The 13339-nt window shown below is 38.2% G+C and carries 8 protein-coding genes; all 8 read left to right on the top strand.

Going from position 1 to position 13339, the window contains the following annotated elements; translation table 11 throughout:
* A partial coding sequence (locus J7K93_08760; protein MCD6117092.1) for a hypothetical protein occupies window positions 1–248 on the top strand: 248 nt, incomplete at its 5' end.
* Entirely contained in the window at window positions 245–1942 is a 1698-nt protein-coding gene (locus J7K93_08755) for a tetratricopeptide repeat protein (protein MCD6117091.1), read from the top strand. The genes J7K93_08760 and J7K93_08755, both read left to right, overlap by 4 nt.
* A 172-nt stretch (window positions 1943–2114) precedes the next feature.
* Complete coding sequence (locus J7K93_08750; GenBank protein MCD6117090.1) at window positions 2115–3146, top strand: LacI family DNA-binding transcriptional regulator; 1032 nt, start codon at window positions 2115–2117, stop codon at window positions 3144–3146.
* A 125-nt stretch (window positions 3147–3271) separates the two neighbouring features.
* Window positions 3272–6346 carry a TonB-dependent receptor gene (locus tag J7K93_08745; GenBank protein ID MCD6117089.1) on the top strand — a complete coding sequence of 1025 codons (3075 nt, stop codon included), beginning with the start codon at window positions 3272–3274 and terminating at the stop codon, window positions 6344–6346.
* A gap of 21 nt (window positions 6347–6367) precedes the next feature.
* Window positions 6368–7873 (top strand): RagB/SusD family nutrient uptake outer membrane protein, encoded by a 1506-nt coding sequence (locus tag J7K93_08740; protein MCD6117088.1) that lies wholly within the window; start codon window positions 6368–6370, stop codon window positions 7871–7873.
* Between the two features lie 201 nt (window positions 7874–8074).
* On the top strand, window positions 8075–10582 hold the full coding sequence (locus tag J7K93_08735; protein ID MCD6117087.1) for a glycoside hydrolase family 3 C-terminal domain-containing protein: 2508 nt from the start codon (window positions 8075–8077) through the stop codon (window positions 10580–10582).
* A gap of 13 nt (window positions 10583–10595) precedes the next feature.
* Window positions 10596–11360 (top strand): N(G),N(G)-dimethylarginine dimethylaminohydrolase, encoded by a 765-nt coding sequence (locus tag J7K93_08730; protein ID MCD6117086.1) that lies wholly within the window; start codon window positions 10596–10598, stop codon window positions 11358–11360.
* A 13-nt stretch (window positions 11361–11373) separates the two neighbouring features.
* Window positions 11374–13339, top strand: a 1966-nt coding sequence (locus J7K93_08725) for a hypothetical protein (GenBank protein MCD6117085.1), incomplete at its 3' end; no start/stop codon positions are given.

The following is a 13339-nucleotide window of genomic DNA, read 5'->3' as shown; positions in this document are numbered from 1 at the left end:
TTATTCCGGCAGAACGTGTATATATACTAAATTTTAAAAGATTGAAAGCAAGACCGCAAAAAGTGTTCATTAATGGGAAAAAGATATTAAAGGCCGTCCGTTTATCAAATAAAAAGAAAGAGTCTTGCTGGGTTTATAACGAGAAAAAATCCTATGTTAAAATAAAATTTGTTGCAAAAGTCTCAGTAAACAGCGTAATTAGTATATTACAGGGAAAATCCATTGAACAAAAAGAGATAGGTTTATGAAAAACAGAGTGCTATTTCTGTTAATTATTTTTTTTATCCATGGTTTTGCTTTAGGCAGAAAGAATAATTTTGTACAGCCAGACAATACAAATACAGATATTCTGGAAAGAATAAATGACCTGAACAATTTGTCTGTTAAAAGTGCAAAAAACTCATCAAGAGATGCTGTAAGCTATGGAAAAGAAGCACTGGTTTTGTCAGAAACAATAAATGATAGATTGAACGAAGCTGTTTCCCTTATGAATATTGGGACTGCATACAGATATCTTAGGGCCCTTGATGTTTCAATGGAGTATCTTTTTAGAGCGCAGAAAATATTTACCGAACTTGGAGAAGAGCTTTACACTGCTAAAGTATTCGAGAGGATCGGAAGTGTGTACTTCAGTCTTGGTTATCTTGACAAAGCATTAATTTTTTATAACCGTGCACTTAAGATTTATAAGAAAAGTGAAAATCAACCTGGTATGAGCAGTGCATTTAATGGAATAGGTCTTATATATGACTCAGAACATGATTTTAAAAAAGCGCTGAATACTCTAAAAAAATCCTATTCAATTGAAAAAAAGGAGGGTACAAAACCAGGAATGGCCAGGATTCTCAATAATCTTGGAATTATTTATAGTGATATGGGATTGTATGAGAAATCATTGCCTCTTTTAGAAGAAGCCTTGAATATACATCATAAATTAAATGATACATGGGGAATTATTGAAGTATTGAATAATTTAGGCGTCGTTTATACAAGATTGGGCTACACCCCCAAAGCTCTTTCTGTACTGAAAAAAGCCAGAACTATTGCAGAAAAAATTCAGGACAGGAACCTGCTTTTGGATAATTACTTGTATAGTGCGGAACTGTATGAAGCATTGGGCATGTATAAGGAAGCTGTAAAGTATAGGAAATTGCATCATAAATTTTACAGAATGGTAGCTTCGGATAAAAAGAAAGATAATGTAGCTGAACTTCAGATACTTTTTGCGACAGAGAAGAAGGATGCAGAGATTAAACTTCTTCAATCGGAAAGAAAGTTAAAAATTGAAACAATACGTGCCCAGAAATTCTGGATTTCTTTTGTTGTGTCAATTCTCCTATTTATAATCGTTGGTGCTTCATTGGTTATTATTCATTCTAGAAATAAACTGAATATGTATAAAATACTTGTTAAAAAAAATATGAAGATAGTAGAATATGAGAAACTTATTGAGAAAGGAGACAAGAAAGTATTTAAACATATTCAAAGATTAAAATTACAAGGTGCTGCAAAAAAGACAGAAGATCAAGATGAAACAAAGTATCATCACTCCAATCTAACTGAAGAACAGAAAGAAAATATATTCGATAGTATAGTCCATATTATTGAAGAAGAGAAATATTTCCTGCAACATGATGCATCTTTGGCAAATGTTGCGAAAGAATTGGGAGTGAACAGATCATATATTTCTCAAGTGATAAATGAAGATTTTGGCAAGTCATTCAGTAATGTTATTAACGAGTATCGTGTGAAAGAAGCAAGAAGGCTTCTTGCAGAAGATTCAACAAGAATCTTCACAATTGCATCCGTAGCGAAGTCCGTGGGTTTTAACTCCATTAATGTTTTTAATAAAGCTTTTAAGAAATATACAGGTATCACGCCTTCATTTTTTGTAAAATCCCTCCATCAGCAGGAACTACAGGGACAAATTTCTTCCGAATAGTGTAAGATTGATAAATCTACCAATGTAAAACTTGATGTTTTACCGTAACATGTCTTCATTGTAAAAGATGCAAAGATTGCGGTATCGTTTGAAATTAATTAATTCGGGAGTTTTACTCCATACAAAATGATAAAATAGTGCGTATATAGGAAGTTGAGGTTCAACGCAATCGTTGGCGGTAACTCTTAATGACATTGCAAGGCGTCTTGATATTTCTAGTGCAACCGTATCAAGAGCATTACACGATAATCCTTCAATCCGAATGGAGACTAAAAGGCGCGTAAAAAAGCTGGCTGTTGAACTTGGTTATGCAGATTATCCTGAAAAACAGGATATAGACCACCATGATTTAAGTATTACTGGAATCATTGGAATTGTTCTGCCAAACCTTCATCATAGTTTTATTTCATATATTCTGGATGGTATTGATAAAGTGGCTTATGATGCCGGATATATGACAATAATAGTTAACTCTTCGGAAGAGTACAGGCGCGAGATATCAAATGTAAGAGTATTACTTTCGCTTCCAATTAAAGGAGTAATTGTTATTGTTGCTCAAAATAGTAAGAGCGGGAATCATTTTCGTGAATTTCTTAACAAGAGAATACCTATGGTTTTTTTAAACAGAGCCAATGACGACATTGAGACATTCCGAGTTACAGTAGACGATTTCAACGCTTCTTTTAAAATGACTGAGTATTTAATAAAAGCAGGGTACAGGCATATAGGATACATTGCAGGCCCCCAATTTATTATAATGAGCAAAGATAGATTAAGAGGCTATAAAGCAGCATTAAACAGTAACAATATTCCCTTTCTGGAAAAGTATGTTGTATATACAAACGGCCTGGATGAAAGAGCGGGAAGAATCGGATGCAGGGAACTGTTTGTGAAAAATGATAAATTGGATGCGATTTATACGGTTAATGATCTTGCAGCGCTGGGAGCTTACAAAGAACTCAGACTCAGGGGATATAAAATTCCGGATGATATAGCATTGACAGGTTTTAATGACAGCTCTGTCATGGCAATAATGGATCCACCATTAACTACTGTGGCACAACCGGCGTTTGAGATGGGTGTAAAAGCAGCCGAAATGATTATTGATCAAATAAATAATCCTGGTAAAAAAGAAGTGACATATAATCAGCAGTTAGAGGCGCATCTTGTTATTAGGGAATCAACTAAGAAGGTAGTATTGTGAATACCAAAAAAATATTTCCGGAAGGAGGTGGTTTGGCTTTTAAAAGAGAAGGGAGAAACTCCTTAAGTAATTTTGAGGAGAAAGTATTTCCATCAGAGAGTATGAACTTGTAAGGAGGTTAAACTATGAGAAAGGCAGGAATTTTGCTTCTTGTCATTTTGCTCCCAGTATTAGCTTTTGCACAAACAGGTAAGATTGAGGGTGTGGTTGCAGATGTGGACGGGAATCCCTTGGTGGGAGCAAATGTTATTATTGTCGGAACGCGGTTTGGTGCTGCTACTGATTTAAGCGGGCATTACACTATTACAGCGAAACCAGGTACATATGCTGTAAAAGCTATGTACATGGGCTACAAAACAGGTATCAAACAGGGTATAGTTGTAAAAGATGGACAGGTTACGAAACTCGATTTTGCATTATCCCTGAAAGTTATTGCAGGTAATGAAGTTGTTGTTATTGGATATGGGGTGCAGCAGAAAAAAGATTTGACAGGTGCTGCTGCAACAGTCCGGGTTGATAATGTTCAAAAAATAGCAACAACCGAGGTCTCAACTGCAATTCAGGGACGTGCTGCAGGTGTGGATGTTTCTAACACAAGCGGAGCTCCGGGAACACAGGCTCAAATAAAAATTCGCGGTGCGGGAACATTGGGCAACACTTCTCCTCTTGTAATTGTTGACGGAGTTCCATCTGATATGAGCTCTGTAAATCCGCAGGATATCGCATCTATTGATGTATTAAAGGATGCTTCTGCTGCAGCTATTTACGGATCAAGAGCAGGAAACGGTGTTCTTATTATTACTACTAAAAGAGGCGAAGCAGGGCCGATTAATGTGAATTTCAGCACAACAATGAGCCTTCAGTCTCTGGCAAAGAAGTTTCCCATGGTGACAAACACTGATGATTATCTCAAAATTGTTAAGATGGCTGCAGATAACGGCGGTGTTGAATATCCTGCATTTGTTTCTATGTATGAGGCGGATAAATCCAAGTTCTCAAGCGGTACAGACTGGCAGGATGCATATTTCCGTGACGCGTTATTGAAAAATTATAATCTTTCCATAAGCGGCGGATTCAAAAATATGAATTTTTCAGTGTCTGGTAACTACTCTGACCAGGAAGGTATTGTGGTTACAACCTATAATAAGAGGATGGGGCTTAGAATTAATTCGGATATGACCAAGGGCCGCATTAAAGTTGGTGAATCGCTGTCCCTTAACCGGTTTATTGGGAAGAGTAGATATGATAACCGCTATAATTTCTTCTATTTGAGCGGATTATCACCTATGATACCTCTTCATGATTCAAATAATCCTACAGGATGGAGCGGTTCGAGTTCCCTTATAGGTTTTTACCGTGAAGCCAAAAATATTGTTGCAAACCAGAATATAAGAGATAATAAGTATGATAATATAAGTATGCTGGCGTCAGCTTACTTAGAGTACAGGCCTGTAAAAGGCATGGTCTATACTGCAAGGCTAAGCCAGAATATTTACAATAATTATGGATACAATTTTGATCCTAAATTTGCTTTAGCAAATATTGACCGGAATGACAAAACACGAATGAGTGAGTCAAGAAGCCGTTTTTATCATACAATTATGGATCATACATTGAACTACAATGTAGAATTAAAGAAACATAAAATTGAGGCACTGATCGGTTATTCTCAGGAAATTTCAAAATTCAGAAGCACAGGCGGATCAGTAGAAAACTTCCCTGATGATAACTTGAGAGTCCTTGATGCCGGAACTGAGAGTGATAATGCATTTGGTTATGCAAATGACTGGCACTACAGATCATATTTTGGTAGAATCAATTACTCTTTTGCTGACAAGTATCTCCTGCAGGCAAATTTAAGAAGAGATGGTTCATCAAGGTTTAGTGAAGAACACCGCTGGGGTAATTTCCCTTCGGTTTCTGCTGCATGGCGTTTAAGCAAAGAATCATTCTTCAAAATTCCTTATGTAAATGATTTCAAACTGCGTGCTTCTTACGGTGAACTTGGTATGCAGGAATTTGATGACTATATGTACTACGCCTCTATTGCATCAGATAATAACCGTGACCTGAACTATCCTTATGGCCCGGGTAAAGAGCAGGCAATACATATTGGGGCAAGAGCGACTTCATTCCCGTCAGTAGGTTTGAAGTGGGAGTCATCAAAGCAGACTAATGTTGGTTTTGATATGGCCATGCTGGAAAACAAGTTGACTATGGAATTTGATTACTATATTAAAAAGAATGAAGATGTGCTGTTTAACCCGCCGATTCCTCTTTCAACAGGTTCTTCATCATATCCCATTATCAATGCAGCTAATATAGAGAACAAAGGTATCGAATTGGCATTGGGCTTCAGAGAGATGGTAAAGCCATTTAAATATGAGATCAACTTTACAGCCACGACCAATTCTAACAAGGTTACACGCCTTGGCCGTCAGGGTACTGAAGTAATTTGGGGCGGAGGTGTGTATTGGGCATTTGACAACACTACCCGCAGTATGGTAGGGCTTCCGCTTGCTCCTTTCTATCTCTACAAAACTGATGGTATTTTTAAGAGCCAGGCAGAGGTTGATGCATATCTTGCAGCAGGCGGGGCATATTTTAATAATGTAACTCCTGAGCCGGGTGATGTAAAATATATTGATACCAATGGTGACGGCGTTATTAATGGTGATGACAAGCAATACTTCGGTACAGGCCAGCCAGGTGCTGAATTCGGCTTAAATGTTAATTTCTCTTATAAACGATTTGATTTTAACATGTTCCTGTATGCTGTAACAGGTAAAGAGATGATAAACGGAGCAAATTGGCTGACATCATGGACTCAGCATAATCCCGGTAACTATAACACAGATTTGATTAATGCATGGTCTGAAGAAAACCCGAATTCTGATATTCCCAGAGTTATTCAGGGTGATGATAGAAACACTCAGGCTTCTGATTTGTGGCTGGAGAATGCTGATTATCTGCGTCTCCGCCATATTGAGATCGGTTATACATTCCCGGCTCCTTTAATTTACGGCTACGGTATTCAGTCTCTCCGTATATTCTTTGCAGGAGAGAATCTGCTGACTTTAACAGGTTATACAGGATATGATCCGGCAATAGATTATGGGACTCTGTTCAGCCGCGGTGTAGACCGTTCGCCATATCCGATGCCAAAACAGTTTATTACCGGCATCCAGATTGGCCTTTAAAATCAATAAGGAGAATGAATTATGAGAACTAAGAAATATATTGTCTTGCTTTCTGTGATTCTCCTCGGGATATTGAGTTCCGCTTGTGAGAAAGACTTCCTCACACTGGAAAATCCTAATCAGATGACAGTGGAGAGTTTTTGGCGGAATGCCCAGGATGTGGAAAGTGCATTAACAGGTACTTATGCATTATTACAGCATCAGTGGTGGGATGAGTACTGGGCACCTGGCGAGATGTTCATGTCACTCGAAGTTATGAGTGACCTTACAAATGCAGATATTTTTTATCCGATAAGCGGATTGAAGGAGTATTCAGCAAAACCCACAATGTACAATGTCTATTATTTCTGGCAGGAAAATTACAAGATGATTTTTGCTGCCAATCAGGTAATAGAGAATACTCCGGGGGTAGCCGGACTTACAGAAGATCAGATTAACGGATATGTAGCAGAAGCCAAATTTTTAAGGGCCTATGCATATTTTCAGCTTGTAAATCTTTATGGTAATGTTGTGCTTGTAACAGAAGTCCCTAAGACTCCTGATGATTTTTACAAACCACAATCAACGCCAGAACAAGTCTATGCGCAAATTGAAGAAGATCTTTCATTTGCAAAAGATCATCTTCCAGCGCAATGGGCAGATGCATGGTTAGGCCGTGCTACAAAAGGCGCTGCAACTGCCTATCTTGGTAAAGTTTATCTTTTTGAAGAAAAATGGGCACAGGCTGAAACTGAGTTTAAAGCTGTAACAAATAGTGGCTATGCACTTGTTGATGATATGTATTCATTGTTTACAGGCAAGAACGAGTACAGCTCGGAATCTGTATTTGAAATTAACTTTACAGCTGACAGATCAGGCGGAAGAATTGAATCACAATCTCTGGTTCCAAATTACGGTGATTGGCTTGGATTATGGCCTACTGATCATCTGAAGCAACTGTTTATGGCAGATACAACAGCAGATGGGAAACCGAGCAAACGAACATATGCTTCAATTGTTTTTGATGATCCGAATTCAGATATATGGTTCTTCGAAGGAAAAACTTTTGAAGAGTATTACGGAGCTGATGAAACCAGAGTTTTTTACAAAAAGTATAACTATTATAATGCAGATGAAGATCCGTACGAGTTCTACAGTATAGGTACCAATTACATTGTTATGAGGTATGCAGATGTTCTTCTCATGCTTGCAGAAGCATTGAATGAGCAGGGCAAGACTGCAGAAGCAATTCCATATGTAAATCAGGTACGTAACAGAGCTGGATCAGTACCAATAAGCACAGCAATGTCTCAAACAGACCTGAGACATCACATTCGTGAAGTTGAGAGGCCTCTTGAACTTTGTAATGAAATGGGTAGATTTTTTGATATGGTACGCTGGTACAAGGGCACAAGTGTTCAGGCTGCTCTTCATGCAAACAATGCACCTAACTGGGATAAATTTGATGACGGCGTTGATGAAATATGGCCGCTTCCTGATGATGAACTTCAGGCTAATCCTAAAGTCGTGCAGAATCCGGGTTTTTAATTTAAACCCCTTATTTACATTGTAGTCATACAGCGGGGTACACCATTTTCTGAGTAATCGGGGGGTGTACCCCTTCCTTTTAGAACAATTTATTTTGTTTGAGTGAAAAGAACGCCTGGAAATATTTTACTTGCTTATTTTGAATAATTAAGTTTACTTGTGTCTGATTCTAAAATAATTCATTTTCAGGCGGAGGAAAGAATGAAAAAAGCGATATTTGTTTTCAGTATATTTTTAGTGATGCTATTTTTTAATGGCTGTATGAAAAAACAGTTTTTGTATAAGAATAAAAATGCACAGGTTGAGGAACGTGTTGAGGATCTGCTTTCACGTATGACTTTGGAAGAAAAGATAGAGCAGCTTTCAGGCGAAGGATTCGATACAAGGGTAAACAAGAGGCTCGGCATTCCTGCCTTAAAAATGTCTGACGGTCCGGCGGGTGTTAGGTGGGGAGCTGCAACTGCTTTTCCTGCTCCTGTTGCAATGGCTGCTACATGGAACTATGATTTGGTTTACAGAATTGGCTCAGTAATAGGAAAAGAAATGCGGGCAAAATCAAGAAATTTCTTTCTGGGCCCGTGTGTAAACATTTTGCGACATCCTCTTGGCGGAAGGAATTTTGAAAGCTTTGGTGAAGATCCTTTTCTTGCTTCGCAAACAGCTGTTCCATATATAAGAGGAGTCCAGGATCAGGGGGTTCTTGCCTGTGTAAAACATTTTGTCTGTAATAATCAGGAGTGGAACAGAACAAAAGTGGATGTAAAAATCGATGAGCGGGCGCTCAGAGAAATTTATTTTCCTGCATTCAGAGCAGCAGTTCAGAAAGCAGGAGTTTACACTATCATGACTGCATACAATAAATTCAGAGGCGACTGGTGCAGTGAAAGCAATTATCTTTTAAACACAATACTTAAAAATGAGTGGGGATTTAAAGGTTTTGCTGTTTCTGACTGGGGTGCAACACACAGCACTGATAAGGCCTCTTTTTCAGGCCTTGATCTTGAGATGCCGTGGGGAGAATTTTTTAGTGACAGTCTGCTTGCCGCAGTTAAAAAGGGGATGGTTCCTGAGCCTGTAATTGACGACAAGGTCAGGCGGCTATTAAGAGTGCGATTCGAATCAGGAATATTTGACAGAGGAATTGAGAAAAAATCCGATTTATCGAATACTGAATTTAAAAAGCATGCTGACACAGCATTAAAAGCAGCAGAAGAGTCAATAGTTCTTCTTCAGAACAGAGACAGTATTCTGCCTCTTGATCTTTCAAAAATAAAAACACTTGCTGTAATAGGCCCGAATGCAGCATATGCAAGAACAGGGGGAGGAGGAAGTGCACAGGTTGTACCGCCTTACGGGATATCAATACTCGAAGGTATAAGAAATTTTGCAGGGAATAAAATTAAAATAGTCTATTGCCCCGGCACTGCGGCAAAAGGAGATGTCCTTTCTCTTGAATCGAAATACCTTATGAAAAACGATTCTTCAGGAGAAAAAGCATGGCATTCGGAATACTTTAATAACCTTAATCTTGAAGGAAAGCCGGTATTAATAAGAAATGATAAAACAATTAATTTTGTCTGGGGTTATGATGCACCTCATCCGGCTCTCCACAGACCTGATGACAGAAATATATTTTCTGTCAGATGGAGAGGAAAATTAAAAGCTCCTGCCACAGGAGAATATAAGTTTAATATAATTAAAAACGGGAAAGTGAGACTCTTTGTTAATAATAAGAAAATAATTGATAAGTGGGAAGCAATTTCTTCAGGAATCGTATCTGGCAGTGTAAAATTGAAAAAAGATGATGTAGTAAACCTGAAAGTTGAATATGCTTTTAGTGGCGGTATATCTCAGATTACTGTGGGATGGCAGGTACCAGGACTTGATCTAATTAAAGAATCTGTGCTCCTGGCAGAGAAAGCTGATGCTGTTATATTCTGTTCAGGACTTTCCAACAGATTTGAAAGTGAGAGTTTTGACAGAAAAACAATGGAGCTTCCCAACCAGACAGAGTTAATAAAAAAATTATCAGAAGTAAATAAAAATATTGTTGTAGTAAATCAGACAGGCTCTCCTGTTGACATGCATAATTGGACCGGGCCTGCCAGAGCAATTGTTCAGGCATGGTATCCGGGACAGGAAGGCGGGAAAGCAGTTGCAAATGTTTTGTTTGGAAAGATCAACCCTTCAGGAAAGCTTCCCTGTTCATTTATTAAATCTCAGAAAGATTCACCTGCATTTTCAGGATATATGAGTCCTGATCTTACAGCTGAATACGGAGAAGGGATATTCACCGGATACAGATATCTCGATGCTGAGCATATTAAGCCGGTTTTTCCTTTTGGCCACGGATTAAGTTACACACAATTTAAATATGCAGGCCTTCAGGTCAAAAAACTACAGGATAATTCATGCAGAGTAATGTTAAAAGTTAAAAATACTGGCACAAGAGAAGGTGCAGAGGTTGTACAGATTTATGTAAAGGATGTTGTTTCTTCTGAACCGCGGCCAGAAAAAGAGCTTAAAGGATTTAAAAAGGTTTTTCTTAAACCGGGTCAGGAAAAAGATATTGAAATTGATATTGATGCAAGATCTTTTGAGTTTTTCAGCAGTAAAGCAAAAAAATGGGTTCTGGAGCCGGGCGAATTTGTTGTAATGGTAGGGAGCTCGTCAGAAGATATAAGACTTTCATCACGTATTAAGCTATAATTGAGGTGTTATAATGAGTTTTAAACGGGCGATTGTACGTAGTGTGGGGCCTGAAATTCAAAATGGCCTGACAACGCAGAAATTAGGCAGTCCTGACTGGGAGGAAGCATTTTTACAGCATAAAAAATATTGTGGTGTTTTATCTTCTTTCGGGCTGGAAATTTTCAGTATTGAATCAGACAAAGATCTGCCGGATGGTGTTTTTGTTGAAGACACTGCAGTCGTTTTTGAAGAAACCGCAGTGATTACAAGGCCGGGAGCTTTGTCAAGAAGGGGAGAAACGGAAAGTGTAAAGAAGGCTCTCGGGAAATTTTATTCACAACTTGAATTTATTCGGGAACCCGGTACTCTTGACGGAGGAGATGTACTTCAAATAGGCAAAAATGTGTATGTTGGCATAACTTCAAGAACTAATATCCAGGGTATAGAACAATTAAAGGAACATCTTGTACCCTTTGGTTACATAGTGCAGCCTGTCAGGTTTTCCGGAATGCTTCATCTTAAAAGCGGTATATCCTATCCCGGTGATAATACGGTACTTGTTGTAAAAGAGCTTTCGAATGTTGACTTGTTTAAAAAATATAAAAAAATAATAGTTCCCGGCAATGAATCCTATGCAGCTAATTCCATTAATATTAACGGAACGGTACTGGTACCTGAAGGATTTCCTGATACCCGGGAATTACTGGAAAAATCGGGTTTTAAAACAATGGCAGTGGATGTTAGCGAGTTTCGAAAGGTTGACGGAGGGCTAAGCTGCCTTTCCATAAGATTTTAATAAAGAGGTGATTTTGAAAAAGCTTTGGGTTTTAATTTTTATTTTTTTGATACTGACATCGTGCACCAGGCAGAAACCGTATTCATATCATCAGGAAGATTTTCCTAATCTGCTTGATATAACTCACACACCTGATAACATGAATGATGACAGCAAGTTTTTTTTCACAGACAGAGGTGCCTGGTTTGGCTTTGCACTTCCTTGCTTAAAGGAAAAGCTGCCGGAAGTATTGTATTCAGGGCCGTTTATTATTAGTAAAAGAAAATGGTTGGGAGAAAGTATAAAGCTTGTTCTCAGTGATGATAAGGGTCTGCTGCCGGCTCCCAAAGACGAAAATATTAAATATCTGCCCGGCAGGCTGAACAGATCGTATATGGCAGATGGAGTTAAAGTAGAATCTAACCTGATTTTTATATCGGAAAGCACAGCTCTTTTATCTGTAAGAATTAAAAATACCGGAGATGAAAAGCGGTTACTCTCATCAGTTTTGGAACAGAAAATGTTTACAAAATCACTTGAATGTGATATTTTAAAGAATGGAATCATCGTAAGTTTCTCGCAATTATCGGAAAATATTTATGAGCAGTTTGATAAAAATATTAATATTAAGACTGATTCTTCCGGATTTCAGGTTAAATCGGGAAAGCCGTTTTTAGTTAAAAGCAGACAGAGTGTTTATATTACGTTTACTATTACAATTGCCGCTCGGGAAAAATGGGAAAATGAACAAAATCTCATAGCAGATGCATTAAAAAATCCTGAAAAATATTTAAAAAGAAACAAAAAGTTGTGGAATAAATATATCGGCAAAACTCTTGGCAGTTTATCAGAAGAAAGAAAGCAGAAATATAGAGATGTTGCAGTCAAATCTCTTATGACATTAATGGTTAATTACCGTGCTCCGTATAAAGACCTTGTGCACGGAGGATTTTTCCCGTCAGTTATGATAAATTATTTTGACGGATTCTGGGCATGGGATTCATGGAAACATTCAGCTGCTATGGCAGGAATTGAACCTGATATGGCAAAAGAGCAGATAAGAGCCATGTTTGACTATCAGACAAAAGAAGGTATGGTTCCGGATGCCATATATACTGACAAGAGACTGAACAATAAAAGAGATACAAAACCCCCTCTTGCTGGCTGGGCAGTATGGCGGATTTATGAAGAGGAAGGGGATCAGAAGTTTTTAAAAGAGATGTATGGAAAACTGGTTTTATATCATAATTGGTGGTATAAATTCAGAGATCACGATCAGGACGGATTGTGTGAATACGGATCTACAGACGGAACACTGACTGCGGCAAAGTGGGAAAGCGGAATGGACGATGCAGTAAGATTTGATAAAACAAAAATGCTCAGAAACGGCCCTTCAAGCTGGTCAATGGACCAGGAATCTGTGTGTCTTAACAGTTTTCTCTATGCTGAAAAGGAATATCTGTCAAAGATTGCAGGTGTGCTTCATATATTGAAAGATCAGCGGAAATGGGATAAAGAAGCAGATGAACTTAAAATAAAAATCCGGAAATTTATGTTTGATCCGAATAGCGGATATTTTTATGATACTTCTATTGACAATACGTCCCTGATAAAGGTAATGGGATCAGAAGGGTGGGCTCCTTTGTGGGCATTTGCGGCAACAAAAAAACAAGCTGAATCAGTTAAAAAAATTATGGCAGATACTTTAAAGTTTTTTACATATATACCGCTACCTACTGTTGCTGCTGATGGTGAGCAGTTTATGTCAGGGTACTGGAGAGGGCCTGTATGGTTAGATCAGGTATATTTTGGAGTATCAGGTTTAAGAAAGTATGGATATAAAGCATTTGCAGATTCTATATTTGATGCAGTAATAAATAACTGCGACGGGCTGGCGCAAGACGGGACAATCCGTGAGAACTATGACCCGAGAAACGGTAAGGGTTTAAAAGTGCACTATTTCAGCTGGTCAGCTGCATCTATTTTACTGATGTACTGGG

The organism is bacterium (genome assembly GCA_021158245.1).
Lineage (GTDB): Bacteria > Zhuqueibacterota > QNDG01 > QNDG01 > QNDG01 > QNDG01.
This window is presented reverse-complemented; position numbering and strand designations above follow the sequence as displayed.